The sequence below is a fragment of the Phaeovulum vinaykumarii genome, assembly GCF_900156695.1.
GTDB classification, from domain to species: Bacteria; Pseudomonadota; Alphaproteobacteria; order Rhodobacterales; family Rhodobacteraceae; genus Bieblia_A; species Bieblia_A vinaykumarii.
In genome coordinates, this window is sequence record NZ_FTOM01000001.1 from 593,185 (window position 1) to 616,096 (window position 22,912).

The following is a 22,912-nucleotide window of genomic DNA, read 5'->3' on the forward strand; positions in this document are numbered from 1 at the left end:
GGATATGGGCAGGGGCCCGCGGCCCGGCAAGGGGACGAAGCGTCCCGCCCCTTCCGTTCACCCCCCTTCCGCGCCTCAGCCCTTGGGCGCCAGCAGCCGCAGCGCCGCGCGGATCAGCGCGCCGGTCTCGGCCTCGCCCCCTCCACCCGCCTCAGCCACCGCCGAGGCCGCCTCCGAGCGCCCATAGCCCAGGTTCACCAGCGCCGAGAGCGCGTCGGCCTGCGCCGCAGCGGCCCCCGAAGGCGCAGCGGCGGCCGCAGCCGCCTTGCCGCGGCGCGGGGCGGGCGGATCGGGATCCTCGGCGGCGGGGGTGACATCGACGCTGAGCGTCGCGCCCATCGCCATGACATTGGGCGCCTTGTCCTTCAGCTCCATCACCACGCGCTGCGCCAGCTTCGGCCCGACACCGGGCGCGGCCCGCACCGCCCCCCAATCCCCCAGCGCCACCGCGCGCGAGACCCCCTCGGCCCCCAGCGTGCCCAGAATGGCCAGCGACGCCTTGGCGCCGATCCCCTGCACCGAGGTCAGCAGGCGGTGCCATTCCTTCTCGATCAGGCTGGTAAAGCCGAAAAGCTGGAGCAGATCCTCGCGCACCAGAAGGTCGGTGTAGAGAATGCAGGCCTCGCCCACCGGCGGCAGGCTGGCGGCCGTGCGCGCCGAGACATGGACGATATAGCCCACCCCGCGCACGTCGATCATCACATGGTCCATCGCCCGGTGGACGATCACGCCCGACAGCCGCCCGATCATGCCACGCCCCCGGCCCGCGCCACACCCCGGCCCGCCTGCCCCAGCGCGCGCGCCATGCGGCCCGCCCCTTGCAGGTGGTGGGCATGGCAGATCGCCACCGCCAGCGCATCGGCCGCGTCGGGCCCGGCCAGATCCACCCCCGGCAGCTGGAAACGCACCATATGCTCGACCTGGCGCTTCTCGGCATGGCCCACGCCCACCACGGCCTTCTTGACCGCATTGGGGGCATATTCCCCGACCTCAAGCCCCGCCTGCGCCGGCACCAGAAGCGCGATGCCCCGCGCCTGACCCAGCTTGAGCGTGGCCACGGCGTCCTTGTTGACGAAGGTCTGTTCGACCGCGGCGGTGTCGGGGGCGTGTTCGCGCAGCACCTCGGTCAGGCCCGCATGCAGCGCCACGAGACGCCGGGCCAGATCGTCGCCCGCCGAATGGATGATGCCGTTGGCGACATGGCGCAGCCGCGGCCCGTCCACCTCGATCACGCCCCAGCCGAGGTTGCGCAACCCCGGATCGATTCCCAAAACCCGCATGCCGGTCCCCTGCCCCTGCCGCCTCTGCGCCGCCGGACCCCGCGAAAAGCCGCCGCGGCGCCTGTGGCCTTTTGTCCCTGACTAGCACGAAAAGCGAACATCCGAAAGAGCGGCACAATCACGCGACATGCACGAGGTCGCTGACGCGATGTCGGTTTTCGACATTCGCCCGACCGAAAGCGACCGGTTTTCGGCCCTGACATTCACGAAGCGCAACACTGCCGTAGCAGCTGCTTAACACACCGAAAACCCATGCAGAAATCGCATCTCGGGGCTGAATTTCCACCCCTTGCCTTTGTTGATTGTCCGATCAATCTAGCACCCAAGGGGCACCGATGCCCGCAAGACACGCAGTTTGTGAACACGGAAAGGAGGGCCAAGATGTCCGTTTTCGACATCGCCCATGGCACGCGACGGCACAGTCTGGCCGGTTTTCTCCAGCCGCTGGTGACGGCCTTCGAGGCGTGGAATGACGCCCGCCATACCCGCGCCGCCTTGCAGATGCTTTCGGACCGCGAGCTTGACGACATCGGCCTGACCCGCGCCGAGATCGAGACCGTCGCACGGCGCCGCTGACGCCGCCCCCTGAATTCCCGCGTTCCTGTCTGCGCATCGCGCAGTGTCGGAAACACTGGCCACATCCCGTTGGTGGCCGTTCTGCCCGTGACACGGCGCCCCTTTGCGGGACCGGTCACGGGCCTTTTTCATTTTGGGCGTCGCGCGGCGCCACTGTCCTTCGGGCAGGGGGCGCTGTCTCGGGCGCGCCCCGGCCCTGTCATCCGCGCCCCGAAACCACGCGTGCGGTGGCGGCAATGTCGCCGGCGGTCAGGCCGGCTTCGGCATACATCTCGGCCGGGCTGGCCTGGTCGATGAAGCGATCGGGCAGCATCATCGTGCGCACGCGCAGGCCGCCGTCCAGCCGCCCCGAGGCCGCCAGATGGTGCAGCACATGCGCGCCGAAACCGCCCGAGGCGCCCTGCTCCACCGTCACCAGCCCGCCGTGATGCGCCACCAGCCGGTCGATCAGATCGGTGTCGAGCGGGCGGGCAAAGCGTGCATCGGCCACGGTGGCCGAGATGCCCTGCCCCGCCAGCGCCTCGGCCGCGGCCAGGCATTCGCCCAGATGCGCGCCATAGGACAGGATCGCCACATCGGTCCCCTCGCGCAGGATACGGCCCCGGCCGATCTCGAGAACCTCGCCGCGTTCGGGGATCGGCACGCCCCGGCCCGCGCCGCGCGGATAGCGAAACGCGATGGGCCCGTCGTCATGGGCCACGGCGGTCTCGACCATATGGACCAGCTCGGCCTCGTCGGCGGCGGCCATCACCACCATGTTCGGCAGGTTCGCCAGGAAGGCGATGTCGAAGCTGCCGGCATGGGTGGCGCCGTCCTGCCCCACCAGCCCCGCGCGGTCGATGGCAAAGCGCACCGGCAGACCCTGAAGCGCCACGTCATGCACCACCTGGTCGTAGCCGCGTTGCAGGAAGGTCGAATAGATCGCGCAGAAGGGCCGCAGCCCCGCCGCCGCCAGCGCCGCGGCAAAGGTCACGCCATGCTGTTCGGCAATGCCCACGTCGAAGACCCGGCGCGGGAATTGGCGCGCCATGATGTCGAGCCCCGTCCCCGAGGGCATGGCCGCGGTGATCCCGATGATCGAGGGGTCGCGCCCGGCGGCCGCGGTCAGCGCCTGCCCGAAGACCGAGGTATAGGAGGGCGCATTCGCGGGCTTGGATTTCGCCACCCCCGTCGCCGGGTCGAACGTGCCGACCCCGTGATAGGTGTCGGGCGCGGCCTCGGCGGGGGCATAGCCCTTGCCCTTGACCGTCTGGACATGGATCAGCACCGGCCCGTCGGCCCGCGCCCGCGCCGCGCGCAGGCAGGCCAGCAGCTCGGGCAGGTCATGGCCGTCGACCGGACCGATATAGGTGAAGCCCAGCTCCTCGAAGAGCGTGGCGCCCCCCTGAAGCCCTGTCACCAGACGCCGCGCGCGCCGCGCCCCCTCGCGCCAGGGGCCGGGCAGCGCCGATTCCACACCGTCAGCCACCTGCTTGAGCGCAGCCAGCGGCAGGGTCTCGCCCAGCCGGGTCAGATATTGCGACATCGCCCCCACCGGCGGCGCGATCGACATGTCGTTGTCGTTCAGGATCACGAACAGCCGCGTGCCCAGATCGCCGGCATGGTTCATCGCCTCGTAGGCCATGCCCGCGGTGATCGAGCCATCCCCGATGACCGCGATCGCATCGCCCGTGGGCGCGCCCAGCTCGCGGCCCTGCGCAAACCCCAGCGCCGCCGAGATCGAGGTCGAGGAATGCGCCGCCCCGAAGGGGTCATAGGGGCTTTCGGCGCGCTTGGTGAAGCCCGAGATCCCGTCCTTCTGGCGCAGCCCCGCCATCGCCGCGCGCCGCCCGGTCAGGATCTTGTGCGGGTAGCATTGGTGGCCCACGTCCCAGACCAGCTTGTCGGCGGGCGTGTTGAACACCGCATGCAGCGCGACGGTCAGCTCGACCACCCCCAGCGACGAGGCCAGATGCCCGCCCGTGCGCGCCACATCGGCCACCACCTCGCGGCGCAGCTCATCGGCCAGCGCGACCAGCTCGGCATCGCTCAGCCCGCGCAGATCGGCCGGCCCGCTGATCCGGTCCAGAAGCGGCGTGCCCAGCGTGTCGGGCAGGGCCGGGGCTGTGGCCTGTGCGCCGGATGCTGGTGCGTCGGGGTGCGGCGTGTCGGATTGGGCGGCGGGGTGGTCTTCGGGGATCATGGCGGGCTCGGCTTTGGGCTGCAATCTGGAACGAAGCTAAAGTGTCAGGCGCGCTTGTCCAGACATGATCTGGGCTGCGGCCCCGCCCGCGCCGCCGGATCGCCGCGCAGCCGCGGCCCGGACCGCCGCGGGCGGGAGGCCCGAAATGCGAAAATCGGGGCAGCCCGGAAGGACTGCCCCGATTGGTTCGGCCTGGCGCCCGGGGGCGCCTGCCGGCGTCTTATTTACCGTCCATCACGTTCACGGGGAAGATGGTGTTCGGATAGGGCGCCTCGCGGGTGCGCTCGCTCATGAACGAACCGAAGAAGGTGAAGAACAGGACGAAGAAGGTCACACCGACGAAGACGATCGCCGAATAGCCCATGCCCTTGCCCATCTCCGTGGCGGCGAGTTTCGCCATGTCCGCCTTGGTGGCGCCTTCGAGATAGTGTTTCTCAGCCATTGTACCGGTCCTCCTGGATCACAGCGGAGCTTTGAAGCCGTGGATCTCGGCCCAGAGCGCCCAGTTTTCGACGACCGTGCCCGAGAGCAGGATGCCGATACCACCGGTCAGCGGGGTGAGAACCGCAAACCACCAGGCCCAGCGGTGGATGCCTTCCATGGTGGCGTTGAAGCCCATGGTCCAGCGCCAGAACAGAGCCGCACGTTCCGCCGCGGTGCCGCGATCGACGATCTGCTCCAGCTCGCGCTCGCCGCCCAGACGCGACACCGCAAGGATGGTGGCGCCGTGCATGGCGAAGAGCATGGTCGAACCGTAGAGGAAGGCGATCGAAAGCGCGTGGAAGGGGTTGTAGAACAGGTTCCCGTGAATGAGCGAGAAGTTGTTCGTCCAATCCAGGTGCGGGAAGATGCCGTAGGGCACGGCTTCCGACCACGATCCCATCAGGATCGGACGGAAGAAGCTCAGGCAGAACATCAGCCACAGCGCCGCGGCAAAGGCCCAGGCGGTGTGCTTGCCCATGCCCAGGTCAGCCGCACGTTTGTAGGTGCGGGCCCACCACAGCAGGACCGAGAGCATCAGGAAGAACGACGCGATGATCCACAGACCACCGTCCCACAGGGGCGCAAAGCCCAGGCCATATTCCTCGGGCGGCGGGAACATGCCAGCGCGGAACAGCTCGCGGATGAAGATCACGGGCGACCAATCGGCCTGACGCAGGAAGTCGATGCCAACGAGGAGGAACCACATGGCGCCGAACATGATCGAGGCGATGCCCAGCGAACCCAGGTAGATCGGGCCGATCTGCGCGTTGCCGAAGTAACCCGCCAGCGTCGAGCTGGTGGTGCCGGTCGTGCGGCTCGAGAGGTCGACCTCTTCGGTCAGACCCATCTCGGGTTTGCCGGCGACCTGAACCTGCGTGAAGATGTTTTGATATTCCATTTCAGGTTCCTCCGCTTACAGGTCGGCCCAGAACGGCAGGTCGTACCACCAGTTCCACCAGTCGACCCACGGATCGAACCAGACCGTACCGGAAACGATGATACAGGCAGCCGACCAGAAGGCAGCATTGAGAGCCAGCAGAAGGCCCAGACGGTGAATACCCAGCGTGCCGATCGAATAGCCCACGAGGTCACGGAAGAAGGTGTCTTCGTGATCGGGGGTGCGCATTTCCTTGCCCGGCTCGGGGTTGGCGGCCGAAAGGACAAGCGCGCCATGCAGACCGAGCGCCAGCGTGGTCGTGAAGAACAGGCTGATGCCGAGCATGTGCAGCGGGTTGTAGTGGAAGTTACCGTATTGGTAGCCGGTGTTGCTCACCCACTCGAGGTGCGTGAACACGCCATACTGGAAGCCGTAGCCCCAGGCCCCCATCAGCGCCGGACGGATCACCACGATCGAGACATAAGCCAGGATCGCGAAAGCGAAGGCGAAGGGGATGTGCAGGCCAATGCCCAGTTTGCGGCAGATTTCGACTTCGCGCAGAGCCCAGGACACGAAGGCCCCGATCGCGCAGATCGTCACGATCTGCCAGATGCCACCCTCGCGGAGCGGAGCTCCATGAAGGCCATATTCAAGGGGGGGCGGGTTGATGGAGATCAACAGCGGGTTCCAGGTGTCACCCAACGATGCTCCAAAGAGGATCATCAGCGTGCCCAGAGCCGCGAAGAAGATCGCGGTGACCCCAAAGAAGCCGACGTAGAAAGGGCCGACCCAGAAGTCAAACAGGTTCCCGCCGATCAGCGTGCCGCCCGGCACGCGGTATTTTCGTTCGAAGCTGAGCAATGCCATGCTTCACTCTCCGCTTTCTGTCGGCCCGAAGCTTTCAGCTTTGGGACCTCGATGCCGATTGTTCTGGTGTCGCGGGCGACCGGGACCGCCCGCGACAACGGGTTTTCCCGATTATTCGGCGGCGACGCGCTCGTACTTCGCGTTCGAGAGGTCGAGCCAGTTGAAGCCCGGGTTGCTCAGCAGCATCAGGTGGATCATCACCGCGAGCAGGAACAGGAAGACGCCTTGCGCGACGAAAACGCGACGGGGGTCGAAGATCATCCAGATCTTGTAGAAGTTCGCCATGTCTTAGTCCTCCTCAGAACCACGGATTCCAGATGAACACGGCCAGGTGCGCGACGATCGCAACCGCAACGAACAGCCACAGGCCATTCAGGTACACGGAATGCAGTTCTTGCGCCTGCTGGTCGGTGAGCCCCGTGAAGCTCAGGTCTTTATCAGCCATATTATCCTCCGGATCGTCAGACTGAAGCCGCGCACCCCGCGGCCGGGTTTACGGGTCGGGCGGGCTGCCCCCCCGAATTTCCACCGCCCACCATGGGCGGCGAAAGCGGTATCCCGCCCTTTCAGGCGAGGAAAATCATCGGCGTGATCGCGCCCGCTTCCTCAAGCGCGCGTGCCACGGGCCCCTGGACCGGGGCTCGACCGCCGAGAACCGGCGAGAGCGCCCACCCCAGAAGGGTGAAGGGCAATGTGATCATGAAGATCAGAACGAAGAACACCTTGTATTCGAGCCGCTGCGCACGGTGGGCCTTGGCTCTGGGTGCACCGAGTTGATCGGTCATCGTTTCATCCCCCTTGTCAGATCGAAACCTTGCCACGCAAGGCCTCGACGGTCTCTTTGACGACCCTTTCAGCACCCGCTTCGAGCGCCGCCTTCTCAGCTGCATCGCGCAAGGCGCGCGCGGCGCTGATCCGGGTCAGGATCGGGTGTTCGGCCACGATGCGGTCCAGTTCGGCCTGGGCATCGGCGTCCCACGGAAAATCCCTGCGCAGTGTTGCCGGGGTCGCTTCGGCGCTGTCGAGGTCACTTCCCAGAGGCAAGATCTGGAACAGAGCATCGAACAAACCGTTACAAACTTCCTGCACCAACCACACTGCTCCTGCATAGCCCATGTAGGGGGTGCCCGTCGCGCGGCGGATCGCCGCGCCGGGGAAGGAAGCTGGGATGAAAACCGGCGCCGGACCATGCCCAGAGCGCAGTTCTGCAAGGTAAATTTTCTCGTTGATCGACCCGAAGACGATCAGCGGACGATGCTGTCGCAGGGCTGCACGCACGGATTCGTTATTGGTCTTTTCCCCCCGCTTGCGCGAAACGGAAAAGCTGCACGGAAATCCGAGATCGTTTTCGAGAAAGGACCGAATGCCGCGGGCATAGGTGTCCGAGGCCACGATCCCGAAATTCGCCGTCGCAAAGAAGTCCTGCGTGACGGATCGCCACAGATCCCACAGCGGCTTCAGCGTCGAATGCTTCTCGCGGGCGATGAAGGGCTCGGGGTCCAGATCCAGAAGCTCGCCCAGCTTGCGCAGGAACTTCGTGGTCGAATCAAGCCCGATCGGCGCTTGCAGGTAGGGCTTGCCCAGAACCTCGGCCAGACCGCGCCCGAATTCGCGATACATGACGATGTTGACGTCGGCATTCACCAGGTTGCGCATCTCGGCGACATGGGCGCCCAGCGGCATCACCATGTTCACCTCGGCCCCGATTCCCTCGACCAGGCGCCGGATCTCGTGCAGGTCCGAGGCCATGTTGAAAACCCCGTACATCGGCCCCAGGATGTTGACCCGTGGCTTGGCGCCCGGTTCGCGCTTGGCCTCGCGCGGCATGCGCCCCTTGGTCATCCCGAATTCCGAGAAGATCCAGGTCATCGCCCGGTCGGCGGCTTCCCATTGGTCCTCGTCGATGGTGCGGGGCAGGAAGCGCTGGATGTTGGTGCCCATGGGCGTGACGCCGCCGCCGATCATCTCGGCGATCGAGCCGGTCACCACCACGGCGGGCAAGGCCGGGTCGAGCGTCTTCCAGGCGCGCCACATGGCGCCCTCGGTGCCCTCGCGGCCCAGCTCCTCCTCGCCGAGGCCGGTCACCACGATGGGCAGCTCGTGCGGGGGCAGGCCGTCGGTGTAATGCAGCACCGAGGTCACGGGCAGGTTCTCGCAGCCCACGGGGCCGTCGATCACCACCTGAAGGCCCTTCACGGCGCAGAAGGCATAGACCGCGCCCCAGTAGCCGCCCGCGCGATCATGGTCGAGGATCAGCGTCATCTCAGATCATCTCCTCTGCCTTGGCGGCGCGTTGGGCCTTTTCCAGCTTCTTCTGGTGCAGCGCGCGGAAATCGGGGCGGAGATTGGGCTCTCCCTCCCAGATGCCGGCGGTATCGCCCTCGCCCACGCCGGCGAAGAATTCCTTCATGGTTTCCATGCGTTCCTTGCCGGCGATGGCGGTATTGACCACCTGCCCCAGGCTGCCGGCCCCGGCCGGCCCCATCAGCGGACGCGCCGAGATCAGGTTGGTGAAATACAGCCCCGGGATCGACATCGCCTTGGCCTTCTGCACGACCGGCGTGGTGCCGATGGCCAGATCCGGGCGGATCGCCTCCATCGCGGCGGTGTCATCCTCGAGCGAGGCGCGGAACTTCACCGTCACGCCGCGCGATTCGAGCCATTCGCGGTCCGGGTCGGACCAGGGCGTGCGCCCGACGGCGGTGCCGACATAGGGGACATGGGCGCCGCTCTCGATCAGCAGGCGCGCGACCAGCAGCTCCGAGCCCTCATAGCCCGACAGCGTGATCGTGCCCTTGATCGGGGCCTGCGCCAGCGCACCGCGGATCGCGGGCAGGAAGGCGTTCTGCGCCGCCTCGACCTGGGCTGCGGGCACGCCGAAGGCGTCGCCCACCGCGGCCAGCCAGTCATGGGTGCCGTCGACACCGACCGGCGCCGAGCCCACGACCTTGCGGCCGGCGGTCTGAAACTCGCGGATGGCCGAGGTGTAGAACGGGTGGATCGCCGCCACCGCGCCGCAATCGAGCGCGGCATAAAGCTCGCGCCATTCGCGGGCGGGCACGGTCGGCCCCGCGGCCAGCCCCAGCGGCGCCAAAAGCGCCCCGATCATCACCGGATCGGCCGGGAACATCTCGCCCAGAAGGGTCAGCGTCGGACGGTCGGCGCGCCCCGAGGCGGGCGCCGGCACCGGGCCGGCCTCGGCCTCGCGGCGGGCATAGGACAACATCGCGCCGGCCAGCACGTCCTTGGCCTCGGCATGGGTCGGCACGCCAAAGCCCGGCACGTCGATCGCCACGACGCGCACGCCGTTGATCTCGGAGGGCAAAAGCTTCAGCGGCACCCCCGAGGCGGTGGGCACGCACAGGTTGGTCACCACCACCGCGTCATAGCGTTCGGGATCGGCCAGCTGGTGCACCGCGTCGCGGATGTCCTCGAACAGCTTGCCCGTCACCAGCGTCTCGGAACTGAACGGCACATAGCCGATCGAGCGCCGCGCGCCGTAGAAATGGCTGACGAAGGACAGCCCGTAGGTGCAGCAGGCCGAGCCCGAGATGACGCTGGCCACGCGGCGCATCCGCAGCCCCGTGCGCAGCGACCCGAAGGCCGGGCACATGCTCTGGGGCCTGTCATGCGGGCCCATCGGGTAATCCGCCCGGAACCGCGCCAGCAGTTCGGAATTCCCCGCCGCCTCGGCGGCTGCGGTCAGTTCATCCTTCGAGGCACAGCCCAAGGATTCGATCGGGGCGCCTTCGCTCATGCCGCCCTCCCCCTTTCAAGGCCGCTCTCAGACATCGTCGTAGACCACTTCGAGCGATTTCTTGGGCGCGGTGTTCTTGCCGCGCATGTCTTCGTCGGTGGCGGGCTCCAGCTCGAAATCCGCCCCGGTTTCCGAGGCCGAGAACAGCCCCAGCAGCTCGTCCTGGCTCAGCGGACGCGGACGCAGCGGCGGCGCTTCGGCCACGTTGCGCGCCAGCGCCTCGAACATGTCGCCCCAGGGGCCGGCCTTGGTGCCCACGATCTGATAGGCGGCCGACTTGCGGCGCAGTTCCTCGTCCATCGGGATCGCGGCCAGGATCGGGATATTGGCCTCGCGCGCGAAGGCCTGCGCCTCGCCGGTGCCGTCGTCCTTGTTGATGACGATGCCCGCCACGCCGACATTGCCGCCCAGCTTGCGGAAATATTCCACCGCCGAGCAGACGTTGTTGGCCACATAGAGCGATTGCAGGTCGTTCGAGCCGACGATGATGACCTTCTGCGCCATGTCGCGCGCGATCGGCAGGCCGAAGCCGCCGCAGACCACGTCACCCAGGAAGTCGAGCAGCACGTAGTCGAAATCCCAGTCATGAAAGCCCAGCTTCTCGAGCAGTTCGAAGCCGTGGATGATGCCGCGCCCCCCGCAGCCGCGGCCGACCTCGGGCCCGCCCAGCTCCATCGCGTAGACCCCGCCCCGCTTGAAGCAGACGTCGCCGATCTTGACCTCTTCGCCGGCCAGCTTCTTCTTGGTCGAGGTTTCGATGATCGTTGGCGTTGCGCGGCCCCCGAACAGCAGCGACGTGGTGTCCGATTTCGGGTCGCAGCCGATCAGCAGCACGCGCAGCCCCATTTCGGCCATCATGTGCGAAAGGTTGGCCAGCGTGAAGGATTTGCCGATCCCGCCCTTGCCATAGATCGCAATGATCTGCGTCTTCTTGGTGGGTTCGCTCTCGGGAAGCTCGAGCGAGGGGTCTTCGGCCGCCTCGTCCCGCAGATTCCGGTCGATATCGGCAATGGTGGTGTCGCCTTGGCTCATGGGGTGGCCTTCCAGTCGAGGATCATCTTCAGGCAGTCCGGGTCGGTGAAGGCGGTCTCGTAGGCCGAGGGCGCCTCGCTGGCCGGGCTGGTGTGGGTGACAAGGCCCGCAAGGGACAGCGCCCCGGCCTCGATCAGGGCCCGCGTGGCGAGCAGGTCTTCGGGCGCCCACTCGGCCGCCACGCGGAGCCGGGCCTCCTTGAGGAAGGCCGGCGTGAAGGTGAATTGGATCGGCGCGGTGTAGAAGCCCGCCAGCACGACCTCGCCGCCCTTGGCGATGCGCCCGATCAGCGTGTCGACAAGACCGGCATCGCCCGAGACGTCATAGACCGCCTTGTAGTCGCGGCGCGGGTCGTTGTCGGGGTGCAGCACCTCATAGCCGGTGGCACCGCCCTGCCGCGCGGGGTTGATCTCCCAGACGGTGGGGGCGGGCGCGCCCGCGGCCAGCGTCAGCCGCGCCAGAAGCCGGCCCAGAACGCCATGCCCCACGATCAGGTCGGGCAGCGCGCGGTCAAAGCCGGTGATGGCGTGCCGCGCCGTGGCCGCCAGCGCCAGAAGCGCGCCTTCGGGGCCCATGCCCGCGTCGATGCGGGTGACGCGGCCGGCGGCGGTGACAAGGTGGTTCGAGGCGCCGCCGAACAGCCCGAAGACCGGGCCCGATTCGCGCGGCTTGAAGCAATTGGCGCCCGGCACGAAGACCCGTTCGCCGACCTTGAAGCCGCTTTCGGGGCCGGCCTCCAGGATCACGCCTTCGGCCTCGTAGCCCGGCACCAGCGGGTAGCCCATGCCCGGAAAGGGGGGCATCGTGCCCGACCAGAACAGCTTTTCGGTGCCGGTCGAGATGCCGGAATGCGCGATCTCCACGACCAGATCGCCGGGACCGGGATCGACCAGCGAAATCGGTTCGAGCCCCAGCTCCTTCGGTCCGGACAGAACGACGGCTCTCGTCTCCACGGCACATCTCCTTCGGATTGACCGGACGGCCGCCGCGACCCGCAATCACGAGTCGGATCCCTGCCCCCGGAACAGGTGTCACTTTAGGCTTACAGTCAAAGGTGTCAATCCAAATTGACATGTAAGGCGGCTGTTACGGGCGCCCGCGGCGGGCACCCGTTGTCGCAGGTCAGGCGGCCGGCAGATTGCCCGGTTTGCGCGCCGTGACGATCGAGGCGACATAGGGCCGGAAGCCGCGCCGGGGCTTCACCTCGACGAAGCCCGCGCGCGACAGATGCCCCGCGATCTCGGCGCCCGAACGCACCCGGCCGGTCTGCATCGCCGCGCAATAGAAGGCGAAATAGACATCGGTCGCGGGGATCGGCCGGTCACCGCCGCCCATCGCCTCGGAGACGATCACGCGTCCGCCGGGCGGCAGCGCGGCAAAGACCCGCGCCAGCAGCGCCTCGACCGTTGCGTCGGCGTGATCGAACAGCACCCGCACCAGGCTGATCGCATCGGGCCCCTCGGGCAGGGCGTCGTCGCGGAACGACCCCGGCACGATGGTCACGCGGTCCATCAGCCCGGCTTCGGTGAAGCGCGCCGTCGCGCCCTCGACCACCACCGGCAAATCGAAGAGCGTCATCTTCAGATGCGGATGCTTCCGCCCGACCGCGGTCAGGAACGCCCCGGTGCCGCCGCCCACGTCCATGAGGTGGCGCACCGGGCGCAGGTCCACCATCGCCAGCGTGTCGTCGGCCACGATCGCCTGACTGTCGGCCATGAGGTTGGAATAGGCCTCCACCACCTCGGGGTCGGCCGCCCCTTCGGCACCGAAGACATAGGGCCAGAACTTTGCCAGCCCCGGCTCGGTCTCGCCGCGCAGGAAGGCCACCGGATCGGTCAGGTCGCGGTAGAGCACCGAATGATGGCGGACCATCGCCTCGAGGCCCGGCACCCCCAGAAAGGCCGCGCCGCGCGGCGACAGGCCATAGCGGCCGTCACGGCGCCGGCGCAGAAGGCCCATCCCCGCGCCCGCCTGCATCAGAAGCGCCATGCGGTTCTCGGACAGGCCGCAGTCCTGGGCGATCTGCGCCGGGGCCACCGGCGCCTCCACCATCTTGTGCAGAACCCGCAGCTCGACCAGCGCCAACAGCGCCTGGCTCTGCACGAATCCCTGGACCAGGCCGAACATGGCCTCGCCCTCGGCGCGGGTCATGCGGCTGAACACCGGCAGACGCGCCATCACCGCCTGAAAGCGGGGCGAGGCGATGAGCCGATTGATCCGGCCCGTCCAGGTGGACGCGCCGGGCACGGGTGCCGGCTGGGCCATGGTTCAGGCCCCGGCCTTGTCGGCGGGGGCGGCGGGCACCATCCGCTGGGCGGTGCGGCGCACCATCTCGGCCAGCTGGGCCTCGCCCGGACAGGACGGGATCGAGGCAATCGCCCCCGACAGGATGTCGCGCAGGTGCTGGATCGCGCCCTCGACGCCCATCTCGGTCACCGCCGAGGGGCGTTCGTGGACCACGTCCTGCCCCGCCGGCTTGCCCAGCGTCTCGGCGTCGCACAGCGCGTCGCGCAGGTCGTCGGCCACCTGGAACGCCTCGCCGATGCGCGCACCCAGCTCGGTCCAGGGCTCGGGTTCCTGACCCGCGGCAATGGCGCCCATCTGGGTGGCGGCGATGAACAGCGCGCCGGTCTTGGCCCGGTGATAGGCCGCCAGGTTCACGCTCTCCTCGCTTTCCCAGCCCTGCCCCGCGCAGATGCCCTGCGGCATCCCCGTGCGCGCGGCCAGCGACCGGATCAGCGCCAGCGCGCGGCGCGGATCCTCGTCGGCGGCCCGCGCCAGGATGTCGAAGGCCAGCACGATCAGGCTGTCGCCGCACAGCACCGCCAGCGGTTCGTTGTAGGCGATGTGGATCGTGGGCTTGCCGCGCCGCATGTCGGCGTCGTCGAAGGCGGGCAGATCGTCATGCACGAGGCTGGCGCAATGGATCAGCTCCAGCGCCGCGGCCGCCGTGTCGGACAGCACCGGCTTGTCGTCCCCGCAGGCCATCGCCACGCTCAGCAGGATGGTCGGGCGGATGCGCGCCCCCCCCGGCGTCACGGCATATTCGAGCGCCGAAGCCAGCCGCGGCGGAGCGACGCACCCCACGTCCGAGCAGTTCGTCTGCCCGATGGCGATGGCCTTCGCGATCGCCGATTCAATCCTTGTCTCCAGTGCCATGGCGCCCCTTTCACGGGATTTCCTGCGGAAAAGGTGTAATTCCAGACTTACACCTGAACTGTAAATCATACTGGACAGTCCTGCGGGGCGAGTCAACAATCCGCCCCCGTGACAAAGCAGGCAGGGGGCTCATGAGACAGCGACAAAGCGGCGCTCCGGCGCAGAGGATCGTGGTCATCGGCGCGGGCATGGGCGGGCTGTCCTCGGCGCTCAGACTGGCACATGCGGGCCATCATGTCACCCTGCTCGAGGCGCGTTCGACGCCCGGCGGACGCATGCGCACCCTGCCGTCGGAGGCCGGGCCGGTCGATGCCGGGCCGACGGTGCTGACCTTGCGCGATGTCTTCGACGGGCTCTTTTCCCTGGTGGGCGAGCGGCTCGAGGATCACCTGCGGCTGATCCCGCAGAAGGTGCTGGCGCGGCATTGGTGGACGGATGGCTCGCAGCTCGACCTGACCGGCGACGTGGACGAGAGCGCGGCCTTCATCCGCGACTGGGGCGGGGCGCAGGCCGAGGCGGACTTCCGCCGCTTCGACCGACTGTCGGGCGAGCTCTACACCGCCTTCGACGTGCCGATGATGCGCCGGGGCGACCCCAATTCCATCGAGATCGCGCGCGCGGCGATGGAACGCTCGGCGATCTGGCCGATGCTCTTGCCCGGCGTGACGCTGGCGCGCGCGGCCGACCGGATCTTCCGCGACCCGCGCCTGCGCCAGCTCTTCGGGCGCTATGCGACCTATGTCGGGGGCACGCCCTATGGCTCGCCGGCGGTTCTGGCGCTGGTCTGGAAGGCCGAGGCCCGCGGCGTCTGGGCGGTCGAGGGCGGCATGCACCGGCTGGCGCAGACGCTGGCCAGGCTGTGCGAGAAGAAGGGCGCCGAGATCCGCTATGACACGCCCGCCCGCCAGATCGAGACCCGCAACGGCAAGGTGACGGGCGTCGTCACCGATGCCGGCACGCTGCCGGCCGACATCGTGGTCTTCAACGGCGACCCGGCGGCGCTTCATACCGGGCTTCTGGGCGGTGACGTGCGGCGCGCGGTCACGCGCGGCAACGTGCAGCCGCGCAGCCTGTCGGCCTGGGTCTGGGCCTATGCGGCCGAACCCAGGGGGCTGCCGCTTGTCCATCACAACCTGTTCTTCTGCGCCGATCCCAAGACCGAGTTCCTGCCCATCCACCGCGGCTTGCCCCCTGCCGACCCCACGCTCTATCTCTGCGCGCAGGACCGCCGCGACACCATTCCCGATGGCGGCGCCGAGCGTTTCGAGATCATCATGAACGGACCGCCCGTCCCCGCGGGCGTGACCGACCCCGAACCCGGAGAAAAAGAACGATGCCTGAAGGAAACCTTCGACCGGATGGAGCGCTTCGGCCTGAGCTTCAGCCCGCGCCCGGAGCTGCGGACGCTGACGACACCGGCGGAATTCGCGGGGCTGTTCCCGGCGTCGCAAGGTTCCCTCTACGGGCGATCCCCACACGGGCTGCTGGCGTCGATGGCGCGGCCGCGGGCGCGCAGCCGGGTGCAGGGGCTCTATCTGGCGGGGGGCGGGGCCCATCCGGGGGCGGGGGTGCCGATGGCAACCCTCTCCGGCCGGCATGCGGCCGAGGCGATCTTGAACGACCTTGCTTCAACCTAGAGGTTCCGCCCGACGGCTATGCCTGGTGGTATCTCGACGGCGTGTCCGAGGAGGGCGACCGCGCGGTCTCGGTGATCGGCTTCATCGGCTCGGTCTTCTCGCCGTGGTATCGCTGGTCGGGCCGCAAGAACCCCGAGGATCACTGCTGCATCAACGTGGCCACCTATGGCCGCAACGGCCGCTTCACGATGACCGACCGCGGCCGCGCGGCGCTGCGCCAGTCCGAAGACGAGCTGCGCGTGGGCCCGTCGCGGATGTATTGGACCGGCCGGCAGCTGATCGTCGAGGTCGAGGAAATCTCGGCCATGCCGCATGTCAGCCGGGTGCGCGGCACGATCACGCTGACGCCCAGCGCGCTGACCAATGTGGAACTGGCGCTGACGCCCTCGGGCAGCCATGTCTGGCGCCCCTTCGCCCCCACCGCCGAGATCGAGGTGAACCTGACGCAGGGCCATGTCTGGAAGGGGCACGGCTATTTCGACGCCAATTTCGGCACTGCCGCGCTCGAGGATGACTTCCACTTCTGGACCTGGGGCCGCTTTCCCACCGCGCGCGGCGCCACGGTCTATTACGACGGCGTGCGCGCGGACGATTCGACCTTCGCCCTGGGCATCGAGGTCGACCGCGACGGCAGCGTGCGCATGATCGACGAATTGCCGCCCCAGGCGCATTTCGCGCGCTCGGGCTGGTTCGTGCGCCGCGACACCCGCGCCGATGGCGGCTTCCGGCCGCGCCAGGTGCTGTCGATGCTGGACGCGCCCTTCTATTCGCGCGCGCTGGTCGAGACGCAGATCGGCACCGAACGCACCGTCGGCGTGCACGAGGCCCTGGACCTGCGCCGCTTCGCCTCGCCGTTGCTCAAGCCGATGATCGCGGTGCGGGTGCCCCGCCGCCCCGGCTGGCGCTGGCCCGACGATCAGGGCTGACGCCTTCCTTTGCGCCCTGTCCCGAAAGGCCCGCCCCCTCCGGCGGGCCTTTTTCCGTGCCGCCCCGCCCCCCGCGCTGGCGATTTCGTGATCTCGGGTCCGCGGATTCTGGGGCTTTACATGCCCGACCTTTTTAGTCAGAATTCAGATACGCGCACCGACAGGAGGGTTCAAAGGAGGTTCCCATGCCCGATCCGCAGTCCCCAGACCCGTTCCGGCCGCCCCGTCCCGCCGAAGGCCAGCCCTTCACCTTGCGGGATCTGGTGCAGGTCGTGGCCGAAACCATCGACTGCCGTCCCGCCAATCTTGACCATCTCCTTGACAAGATCGAGAACGCCCGATGAACGTCCAGACCGCTTTCACCGACGCGCTGCCCGCCCATGACGCCACCGACCTGACCCAGGGCGGCAATCTGGCCAATATCACGCTGAACGGCCAGACCTACACCTTGCGCATCACCCGCGCGGGCAAGCTGATCCTGACCAAATAGGCTTGCCTTCGCGCCCGCGCCGCCCCAGATCGCGCGGATGACCCCCACCCTGCCTTCGCCCGGCCCCACGCCCCCGCTTCCCGCCCGGATCGCCGACTGGCTGGCCGGGCGCGGCTGGCAGCTTCTGCCGCATCAGGCGGCGATGCTGGCGGTCTCCGGGCCAGGCTCGGGTGGGGCGGCCCCAGATGGCGCGGCGTCAACGCTTCTGATCGCGCCGACCGGGGCGGGCAAGACGCTGGCGGGGTTCCTGCCCAGCCTGATCGATCTGTGCGAGACGCCGCGCGCGGGGCTTCATACGCTTTACATTTCGCCGCTGCGGGCGCTGGCGGCGGACATGGCGCGCAACCTCGACCAGCCGGTGGCCCAGATGGGCCTGCCCATCCGCATCGAGGCGCGCACCGGCGACACCCCGCAATCGCGCCGCCGGCGCCAGCGCATCGACCCGCCCCATATCCTGCTCAGCACGCCCGAAAGCCTGGCGGTGATGCTGAGCCAGCCCGAGGCCGCGCAGACCTTCGCCCCCCTCAAGCGCGTGATCGTCGACGAGGTGCATGCGCTGGCGGGCACGCTGCGCGGCGATCAGCTGGCGCTGTGCCTGGCGCGGCTGCGGCGGCTGGCGCCGGGGCTGCGGGTGGTGGGCCTGTCGGCCAGCGTCGGCGCGCCCCAGGCCATCGCGGATTACCTCGACCCGGCCGGCACGCAGATCCTGCGCGCAGAGGCGGCCCCGCCCCCCGATCTGGGCATCCTGCCCGCCCCGCCCGCGCCTTGGGCCGGGGGCGGCGGGCGCCATGCCGTGGCGGCCGTGCTGGCCGCGATCCGGGCGCATCGGCAGGTGATCGTCTTTCACAACACCCGCGCGCAGGCGGAACTGTTCTTCCATGCGCTGTGGCTGGCCAATGACGACAACCTGCCCATTGCGCTTCATCATGGCAGCCTCGACCGCGCCACCCGCGAGAAGGTCGAAGCCGCGATGGCCGCGGGTCGTCTGCGCGCGGTGGTGGCGACGGGCAGCCTCGATCTGGGGCTCGACTGGGGCGCGGTGGATCTGGTGATCCAGATCGGCGCGCCAAAAAACGTCAAGCGCCTGGTGCAGCGGATCGGCCGTGCCGGTCACCGCCCCGACCATGTCCCCAAGGCGCGCCTGGTGCCCGCCAACCGCTTCGAGGCCATCGAATGCCATGCCGCGCTGCGGGCGGTGGCGGCGGGCCTGCTGGAGCCCGAGCCCCCCCGCCCCGGCGCGCGCGAGGTGCTGTGCCAGCACATCCTGATGACCGCCTGCGCCGGGCCCTTCGACGCCGACGCCCTGCTCGCCGAAGCCCGCGCCGCGGGGCCCTATGTCGACCTCAGCCGCGCCGAATTCGACGATTGCCTGAGCTTCTGCGCCACCGGCGGCTATGCCCTGCGCGCCTATGACCGCTGGCAACGGCTGGTCTGCCGCGACGGGCTGTGGCGCCTGCGCGACCCGCGCAGCGCCCGCGACATCCGCATGAACCTGGGCACGATCACCGGGCGCGAGATGACCCGCGTGCGCGCCCGCCGCGGCCCCGATCTGGGCGAGATCGAGGAAGCCTTTGCCGCCACCCTGCGCCCCGGCGAGCATTTCCTGATCGGCGGGCAGGTCGTGCGCTTCGACGCCCTGCGCGAGACCGTGGCCGAGGTCACCCCCGCGCCCGGCCGCATCCCGCGAATCGCGGTCTATTCGGGGGGCAAGTTCTCGACCTCGGCCACCTTGTGCGCCGAGGTGGCGGCCCTTCTGGCCGATCCCGCCCCGCTTGACCCCGACAGCCGCGACTGGATCGCGCTGCAAGGGGCGCGCTCGGGGCTGCCGGGGATGGGGCGGCTGCTGATCGAGACCTTCCCGCTGGACGGGCGCCCGCATCTGGCGGTCTGGGGCCTGGCCGGGCGCAATGCGCAACAGACGCTGGGCCTGCTGCTGACCCAGCGCATGGAAGAGGCGGGGCTGGGCCCCTTGGGCTTCGTCGCCTCGGATCACGCCACGCTGGTCTGGTCGGTCGATCCCGCGCCCGATCCGGCCGCCCTTCTGTCGGCGCAGGGGCTGCGCGCGGGGCTTGAGGGTTGGCTTCGCGGCAATGCGCTGATGAAGCGCACCTTCCGCGATGTGGCGACGGTGGCGGGCCTTCTGGCCCCGAACCGGCCCGGCGCGCGCAAGAGCGGGCGGCAGGCGACCTTCTCGTCGGACATCCTCTATGACACGCTGGCCCGCCACGAGCCCGACCACCTGATGCTGCGCCTGACCCGCGTGGCCGCGATGCGCGGGCTGATCGACTTCGAGCGGCTCGAGGAGATGCTGGCGCGCGTCGCCGGCCGGATCGAGCACCGCGCGCTGGACCGGCTGCCGCCCCTGATCGCGCCGCTCCTGCTCGAGGCGGGGCGGGTGCCGATCGAAGGGGCGGGCCGCGCGCGCCTCGAGGCCGCCGAGGCCGCGCGGCTGATGGCCGAGGCCGGCCTGGAAGAAAACGGGCTGGGCGAAGGCGGGCTGGGCGATAGGGTTCCGGGCAAGACGGGGCAGGCTTGACAGCGTCCCCCGCGCAGGTCACGCCCCGGGCCATGTCGTTTCGCTTCACCCTCTGCGGCCTGGCGCTCGAGGCGCGCGCGGCGGGCACGCTGTTCGTGCCCGATCTGGCCACGCTGATCGTGGCCGATCTGCACCTGGGCAAGGCGGCGCGCATGGCCCGGCAGGGCGGCGCGCTGCTGCCCCCCTACGAGACCGCGCAGACGCTCGAACGCCTGGGCGCCGAGATCGCCGCCACCCGGCCCGCGCGGGTGATCGCGCTGGGCGATTCCTTCGACGATGATGCCGCCCGCGCCCTGCCCCCCCCCGAGGCCGCGCAGCTGGCCACCCTGTGCGCGGGGCGCGACTGGATCTGGATCGCGGGCAACCACGACCCCGCCGGCGCCCCCGAGGCGATGACCCTGGGCCCGTTGGTCCTGCGCCATATCGCCCGCCCCGGCGCGCGGGCCGAGATCTCGGGACATTTCCACCCCAAGGCCCGGATCGGCGCGGGCCGCGCGCGCCCGGCCTTCCTGATCGACCGCGACCGGGTGATCCTGCCGGCCTTTGGCACCTATACCGGCGGGCTGAGCGCCGACGATCCGGCACTTGCGGGGCTGATGCGCGCCGATGCGCTGGCGGTGCTGACGGGGGATCGCGCGCTGGCCGTGCCGCTGGCCGGGCTCAGCCCTGCGCGCGGCCGACGGAACGGGGCGCGGCAGGGGGCGCGTCGCTGAGCAACCCCGCGGCGCGCACCTGCGGCAGGAACCAACGCGAGACCGGCACGGTCGATCCATCGGCCAGATGCAGCGTCGCGCGGCCGCCATCGCGCTGCCCGCCGGTGACAAAGCCCCGCGCCACCCAATGCGAGCGGTGCACCCTCAAGACCCTCGGTCCCGTCCAGCTCGGCCAGCGCATCGGAAAAGCGCAGGAGCAGCCGCGCCGTTTCCGCCGTGGTCGTCGCCTCGACGTAATGGTCGCGCCCCGAGATCCGCAGCACCGGCCGGCGCTGCGCCGGCGCGAGCCGTGCCAGAAGCCGCGGCCCGGTGGCCGGCGCCGACCCGCTGTCCCCGGCCGGCCGCGCCATCAGCCCGCGCAAGGCCGACACACCCAGCGACGACACCGCCACCAGCGCCATCACCGTCAGCGCATGCGGCAGATGCGCAGGACTGTCCACAATCATATGCCCGGTCAGAAGATGCAGCGGCAGCCACAGCACCAGCGCGCACAGCCCCGCCAGCCACAGCGCCTGCGCCATCTCGCCCGGCACATGCCGTTCGACCCAAAGGCGCAGCCCCGACCCCACCGCGATGCAGACCGCGATGACCACGGGCCAGATCGCCAGGCGCTCCAGAAAGCCGAGCGCCTCGAACGACCCCAGCGGGCCGGCCAGCACCGCCACCGCCGAGACGACGCCCCAGCCGAGAGGCGCGCCGGGGGCGGTGACAAGCCTCTGGCAGACCTCATAGAGGCCGCGGCGGCGATGATGCGCCAGATCGTCCACGACAGCTTGCTATCGCCCTGCGCAGGAATGCACAATCCGGTGCGAGCTTGGCGACCTTTGCCCCCGGCCTGCCGGCGCGGCGGGGCCGGCGGGGAGCACGGGAAGGTGGGGAGCACGGAAAACGTGGGGCCACGGGAAACGGGGACAGGACGCAAGGGGGAACCTGCCATGAGCGACACGGCGCAAGATCTGCTCGGGACCGATATCGGCCGGGTCGTGCAGGCGTCCTTTGACCGGCAAGGGCTGATGCGCAGCTTCGGGGCGCGGCTTGCGCGGCTGTCGCCGGGCCTGTGCGAGATCGCGGCCCCGATCACCCCCGAGACCAGCCAGCAGCACGGCGCGGCCCATGCCGGGCTGACCTTTGCACTGGGCGATTCGGCGGCCGGCTATGCGGCGCTGACGATGATGGAACCGGACGCCGAGGTGATGACCGCCGAGATGAAGATCAACCTGCTGTCGCCCGCCACCGGCCGCGCGCTGATCGCCCGCGGGCGCGTGGCCCGTGCCGGCAAGCGTCTGGTCGTGGTGACCGCCGAGGTGGCCGCGCAGGCCGAGGACGGCAGCCTGCGGGTCGTCGCGCTGATGCAGGGCACGATGGTCCCGGTTTCCGCCCCTTCCGCCCCGCCCGAGCCGACACCCCCCGCCGACCCGGCCTGAGCGGGCGCCCCGGCCCGCGCAGCGACGTCAGGGCGTCAGGCCCTCGGGGTCGGGCAGGCCCGCCGCGCGGCAGGCCGCGGTCAGCGTGTTGGCCAGAAGACAGGCGATGGTCATCGGCCCCACCCCGCCCGGAACCGGGGTGATGGCGCCCGCGACCTGCACCGCCGAGGCGAAATCGACGTCGCCCACCAGAACGTTGCGCCCGTCGCGTTCGATACGGTTGATGCCCACGTCGATCACGGTGGCGCCGGGCTTGATCCAGTCGCCCGGGATCATCTCGGGGCGGCCCACCGCCGCGACCAGGATATCGGCACCCCGGCAGACCGCGGCCAGATCGCGGGTGCGCGAATGGGCGATGGTGACGGTGCAGCTTTCGGCCAGCAGCAGCTGCGCCATCGGCTTGCCGACGATATTCGAGCGCCCCACGACCACGGCGTTCAGCCCCGAGAGCGACCCCAGATGGTCGCGCAGCATCATCAGGCAGCCCAGCGGCGTGCAGGGCACCATTGCCTTTTGCCCCGTGCCCAGCCGGCCGACATTGAGGATATGGAACCCGTCCACGTCCTTGGCCGGGTCGATCGCATTGATCACCGCCTCGGCGTCAAGACCGCCGGGCAGCGGCAATTGCACCAGAATGCCATGCACCGACGGATCGGCATTCAGCCGCGCGATCAGCGCCATCAGTTCGTCCTGGCTGGTGGTCTCGGGCAGGCGGTGTTCATAGGAATTCATCCCCACCTCGACCGTCTGCTTGCCCTTCGAGCGGACATAGACCTGGCTGGCGGGATCCTCGCCCACCAGCACGACGGCCAGACCGGGCGTCAGGCCGTGCGCGTCCTTGAGCGCTGCCACCTTCTCGGCGATCTGGGCCCGCAGGCCCGCCGCGAATGCCTTGCCGTCGATGATTTCTGCCGTGCCGCCCATGCGCGCCCCCATCTGTCGCCCGATCGCCTCTATGCCTGCGGATTAGCGC

The 22,912-nt window shown here is 69.3% G+C and carries 25 protein-coding genes; 8 read left to right on the forward strand and 17 right to left on the reverse strand.

Annotated features, from left to right (window positions below):
- Positions 1–75: 75 nt before the first annotated feature.
- Positions 76–750, reverse strand: a complete 675-nt coding sequence (gene ruvA, locus BW949_RS02770; RefSeq protein ID WP_076363362.1) for a Holliday junction branch migration protein RuvA — start codon at positions 748–750, stop codon at positions 76–78.
- The gene (ruvC, locus tag BW949_RS02775) at positions 747–1,280 is read right to left on the reverse strand and encodes a crossover junction endodeoxyribonuclease RuvC (protein ID WP_076363363.1); all 534 of its coding nucleotides are present in this window, start codon (positions 1,278–1,280) and stop codon (positions 747–749) included. The genes ruvA and ruvC overlap by 4 nt, the downstream gene beginning before the upstream one ends.
- A 381-nt stretch (positions 1,281–1,661) precedes the next feature.
- Here ruvC and BW949_RS02780 point away from each other — a divergent pair, with 381 nt between their 5' ends.
- Positions 1,662–1,856 (forward strand): DUF1127 domain-containing protein, encoded by a 195-nt coding sequence (locus tag BW949_RS02780; protein WP_083947543.1) that lies wholly within the window; start codon positions 1,662–1,664, stop codon positions 1,854–1,856.
- A 199-nt stretch (positions 1,857–2,055) separates the two neighbouring features.
- Here the strand turns inward: BW949_RS02780 and dxs are convergent, their stop codons facing one another.
- The 13 genes from dxs to BW949_RS02845 form a co-directional block, all read right to left on the reverse strand.
- On the reverse strand, positions 2,056–4,038 hold the full coding sequence (gene dxs / locus BW949_RS02785; RefSeq protein WP_083947544.1) for a 1-deoxy-D-xylulose-5-phosphate synthase: 1,983 nt from the start codon (positions 4,036–4,038) through the stop codon (positions 2,056–2,058).
- A gap of 220 nt (positions 4,039–4,258) precedes the next feature.
- Positions 4,259–4,480, reverse strand: coding sequence for an RC-LH1 core complex protein PufX (gene pufX / locus BW949_RS02790; protein WP_076363364.1), 222 nt, complete (start codon positions 4,478–4,480; stop codon positions 4,259–4,261).
- An 18-nt stretch (positions 4,481–4,498) separates the two neighbouring features.
- Positions 4,499–5,419: a photosynthetic reaction center subunit M gene (gene pufM, locus BW949_RS02795; RefSeq protein ID WP_076363365.1), complete on the reverse strand. Its 921-nt coding sequence runs from the start codon at positions 5,417–5,419 to the stop codon at positions 4,499–4,501.
- A 15-nt stretch (positions 5,420–5,434) separates the two neighbouring features.
- Complete coding sequence (pufL, locus tag BW949_RS02800; RefSeq protein ID WP_076363366.1) at positions 5,435–6,265, reverse strand: photosynthetic reaction center subunit L; 831 nt, start codon at positions 6,263–6,265, stop codon at positions 5,435–5,437.
- Positions 6,266–6,376: 111 nt separating this feature from the next.
- The gene (pufA, locus tag BW949_RS02805; RefSeq protein WP_076363367.1) at positions 6,377–6,550 is read right to left on the reverse strand and encodes a light-harvesting antenna LH1, alpha subunit; all 174 of its coding nucleotides are present in this window, start codon (positions 6,548–6,550) and stop codon (positions 6,377–6,379) included.
- 13 nt (positions 6,551–6,563) lie between these two features.
- Positions 6,564–6,710, reverse strand: a complete 147-nt coding sequence (pufB, locus tag BW949_RS02810) for a light-harvesting antenna LH1, beta subunit (RefSeq protein WP_076363368.1) — start codon at positions 6,708–6,710, stop codon at positions 6,564–6,566.
- A 121-nt stretch (positions 6,711–6,831) separates the two neighbouring features.
- Positions 6,832–7,050: a cytochrome PufQ gene (gene pufQ, locus BW949_RS02815; protein ID WP_076363369.1), complete on the reverse strand. Its 219-nt coding sequence runs from the start codon at positions 7,048–7,050 to the stop codon at positions 6,832–6,834.
- Positions 7,051–7,066: 16 nt separating this feature from the next.
- A complete protein-coding gene (bchZ, locus tag BW949_RS02820; protein ID WP_076363370.1) occupies positions 7,067–8,527 on the reverse strand; it encodes a chlorophyllide a reductase subunit Z in 1,461 nt (486 codons plus the stop codon).
- Position 8,528: 1 nt separating this feature from the next.
- Positions 8,529–10,022, reverse strand: a complete 1,494-nt coding sequence (gene bchY / locus BW949_RS02825; RefSeq protein ID WP_076363371.1) for a chlorophyllide a reductase subunit Y — start codon at positions 10,020–10,022, stop codon at positions 8,529–8,531.
- 27 nt (positions 10,023–10,049) lie between these two features.
- Positions 10,050–11,054: a chlorophyllide a reductase iron protein subunit X gene (locus BW949_RS02830; protein ID WP_076363372.1), complete on the reverse strand. Its 1,005-nt coding sequence runs from the start codon at positions 11,052–11,054 to the stop codon at positions 10,050–10,052.
- Positions 11,051–12,007 (reverse strand): chlorophyll synthesis pathway protein BchC, encoded by a 957-nt coding sequence (gene bchC, locus BW949_RS02835; protein WP_076363373.1) that lies wholly within the window; start codon positions 12,005–12,007, stop codon positions 11,051–11,053. Before bchC ends, BW949_RS02830 begins: the two co-directional genes overlap by 4 nt.
- A 169-nt stretch (positions 12,008–12,176) precedes the next feature.
- Positions 12,177–13,319 (reverse strand): methyltransferase, encoded by a 1,143-nt coding sequence (locus tag BW949_RS02840; protein ID WP_076363374.1) that lies wholly within the window; start codon positions 13,317–13,319, stop codon positions 12,177–12,179.
- Between the two features lie 3 nt (positions 13,320–13,322).
- Positions 13,323–14,213 carry a polyprenyl synthetase family protein gene (locus BW949_RS02845; RefSeq protein WP_076363375.1) on the reverse strand — a complete coding sequence of 297 codons (891 nt, stop codon included), beginning with the start codon at positions 14,211–14,213 and terminating at the stop codon, positions 13,323–13,325.
- A gap of 131 nt (positions 14,214–14,344) precedes the next feature.
- Between BW949_RS02845 and crtD the strand changes: the two genes are divergently transcribed.
- The 6 genes from crtD to pdeM all read left to right on the forward strand — a co-directional run bounded on the left by crtD (position 14,345) and on the right by pdeM (position 20,515).
- Positions 14,345–15,850 (forward strand): 1-hydroxycarotenoid 3,4-desaturase CrtD, encoded by a 1,506-nt coding sequence (gene crtD / locus BW949_RS02850; RefSeq protein ID WP_076363376.1) that lies wholly within the window; start codon positions 14,345–14,347, stop codon positions 15,848–15,850.
- Between the two features lie 41 nt (positions 15,851–15,891).
- Positions 15,892–16,776 (forward strand): carotenoid 1,2-hydratase, encoded by an 885-nt coding sequence (gene crtC, locus BW949_RS02855; RefSeq protein ID WP_076363377.1) that lies wholly within the window; start codon positions 15,892–15,894, stop codon positions 16,774–16,776.
- A gap of 185 nt (positions 16,777–16,961) precedes the next feature.
- Positions 16,962–17,120, forward strand: coding sequence for a hypothetical protein (locus BW949_RS16995; RefSeq protein WP_159440035.1), 159 nt, complete (start codon positions 16,962–16,964; stop codon positions 17,118–17,120).
- Positions 17,117–17,266, forward strand: coding sequence for a hemin uptake protein HemP (hemP, locus tag BW949_RS02860; RefSeq protein ID WP_076363378.1), 150 nt, complete (start codon positions 17,117–17,119; stop codon positions 17,264–17,266). The genes BW949_RS16995 and hemP overlap by 4 nt, the downstream gene beginning before the upstream one ends.
- A gap of 37 nt (positions 17,267–17,303) precedes the next feature.
- Positions 17,304–19,802 (forward strand): ligase-associated DNA damage response DEXH box helicase, encoded by a 2,499-nt coding sequence (locus tag BW949_RS02865; RefSeq protein WP_076363379.1) that lies wholly within the window; start codon positions 17,304–17,306, stop codon positions 19,800–19,802.
- 32 nt (positions 19,803–19,834) lie between these two features.
- Positions 19,835–20,515 carry a ligase-associated DNA damage response endonuclease PdeM gene (gene pdeM, locus BW949_RS02870; protein WP_076363380.1) on the forward strand — a complete coding sequence of 227 codons (681 nt, stop codon included), beginning with the start codon at positions 19,835–19,837 and terminating at the stop codon, positions 20,513–20,515.
- Here pdeM and BW949_RS17705 read toward each other — a convergent pair.
- Complete coding sequence (locus BW949_RS17705) at positions 20,463–20,696, reverse strand: LytTR family DNA-binding domain-containing protein (protein WP_083947546.1); 234 nt, start codon at positions 20,694–20,696, stop codon at positions 20,463–20,465. The genes pdeM and BW949_RS17705 overlap by 53 nt on opposite strands.
- 754 nt (positions 20,697–21,450) lie before the next feature.
- Here BW949_RS17705 and BW949_RS02880 point away from each other — a divergent pair.
- Positions 21,451–21,939: a PaaI family thioesterase gene (locus BW949_RS02880; protein ID WP_076363382.1), complete on the forward strand. Its 489-nt coding sequence runs from the start codon at positions 21,451–21,453 to the stop codon at positions 21,937–21,939.
- Positions 21,940–21,966: 27 nt separating this feature from the next.
- Here BW949_RS02880 and folD read toward each other — a convergent pair whose 3' ends face one another.
- The gene (gene folD / locus BW949_RS02885) at positions 21,967–22,863 is read right to left on the reverse strand and encodes a bifunctional methylenetetrahydrofolate dehydrogenase/methenyltetrahydrofolate cyclohydrolase FolD (RefSeq protein ID WP_076363383.1); all 897 of its coding nucleotides are present in this window, start codon (positions 22,861–22,863) and stop codon (positions 21,967–21,969) included.
- Positions 22,864–22,912: the final 49 nt, after the last annotated feature.

Excerpts from the sequence above, each read along its gene's own strand:
- BW949_RS02880 (WP_076363382.1), top strand. The coding sequence starts at position 21,451 with ATGAGCGACACGGCGCAAGATCTGCTCGGGACCGATATCGGCCGGGTC.
- bchY (WP_076363371.1), bottom strand. The coding sequence starts at position 10,022 with ATGAGCGAAGGCGCCCCGATCGAATCCTTGGGCTGTGCCTCGAAGGAT.
- pdeM (WP_076363380.1), top strand. The coding sequence starts at position 19,835 with ATGTCGTTTCGCTTCACCCTCTGCGGCCTGGCGCTCGAGGCGCGCGCG.
- pufL (WP_076363366.1), bottom strand. The coding sequence starts at position 6,265 with ATGGCATTGCTCAGCTTCGAACGAAAATACCGCGTGCCGGGCGGCACG.
- BW949_RS16995 (WP_159440035.1), top strand. The coding sequence starts at position 16,962 with ATGCCCGATCCGCAGTCCCCAGACCCGTTCCGGCCGCCCCGTCCCGCC.
- pufM (WP_076363365.1), bottom strand. The coding sequence starts at position 5,419 with ATGGAATATCAAAACATCTTCACGCAGGTTCAGGTCGCCGGCAAACCC.
- BW949_RS02845 (WP_076363375.1), bottom strand. The coding sequence starts at position 14,213 with ATGGCACTGGAGACAAGGATTGAATCGGCGATCGCGAAGGCCATCGCC.
- folD (WP_076363383.1), bottom strand. The coding sequence starts at position 22,863 with ATGGGCGGCACGGCAGAAATCATCGACGGCAAGGCATTCGCGGCGGGC.
- BW949_RS02830 (WP_076363372.1), bottom strand. The coding sequence starts at position 11,054 with ATGAGCCAAGGCGACACCACCATTGCCGATATCGACCGGAATCTGCGG.
- BW949_RS02865 (WP_076363379.1), top strand. The coding sequence starts at position 17,304 with ATGACCCCCACCCTGCCTTCGCCCGGCCCCACGCCCCCGCTTCCCGCC.
- hemP (WP_076363378.1), top strand. The coding sequence starts at position 17,117 with ATGAACGTCCAGACCGCTTTCACCGACGCGCTGCCCGCCCATGACGCC.
- ruvC (WP_076363363.1), bottom strand. The coding sequence starts at position 1,280 with ATGCGGGTTTTGGGAATCGATCCGGGGTTGCGCAACCTCGGCTGGGGC.
- BW949_RS17705 (WP_083947546.1), bottom strand. The coding sequence starts at position 20,696 with ATGCGCTGGCCGAGCTGGACGGGACCGAGGGTCTTGAGGGTGCACCGC.
- ruvA (WP_076363362.1), bottom strand. The coding sequence starts at position 750 with ATGATCGGGCGGCTGTCGGGCGTGATCGTCCACCGGGCGATGGACCAT.
- pufA (WP_076363367.1), bottom strand. The coding sequence starts at position 6,550 with ATGGCGAACTTCTACAAGATCTGGATGATCTTCGACCCCCGTCGCGTT.
- pufB (WP_076363368.1), bottom strand. The coding sequence starts at position 6,710 with ATGGCTGATAAAGACCTGAGCTTCACGGGGCTCACCGACCAGCAGGCG.
- bchZ (WP_076363370.1), bottom strand. The coding sequence starts at position 8,527 with ATGACGCTGATCCTCGACCATGATCGCGCGGGCGGCTACTGGGGCGCG.
- crtD (WP_076363376.1), top strand. The coding sequence starts at position 14,345 with ATGAGACAGCGACAAAGCGGCGCTCCGGCGCAGAGGATCGTGGTCATC.
- pufX (WP_076363364.1), bottom strand. The coding sequence starts at position 4,480 with ATGGCTGAGAAACACTATCTCGAAGGCGCCACCAAGGCGGACATGGCG.
- pufQ (WP_076363369.1), bottom strand. The coding sequence starts at position 7,050 with ATGACCGATCAACTCGGTGCACCCAGAGCCAAGGCCCACCGTGCGCAG.
- dxs (WP_083947544.1), bottom strand. The coding sequence starts at position 4,038 with ATGATCCCCGAAGACCACCCCGCCGCCCAATCCGACACGCCGCACCCC.
- BW949_RS02840 (WP_076363374.1), bottom strand. The coding sequence starts at position 13,319 with ATGGCCCAGCCGGCACCCGTGCCCGGCGCGTCCACCTGGACGGGCCGG.
- BW949_RS02780 (WP_083947543.1), top strand. The coding sequence starts at position 1,662 with ATGTCCGTTTTCGACATCGCCCATGGCACGCGACGGCACAGTCTGGCC.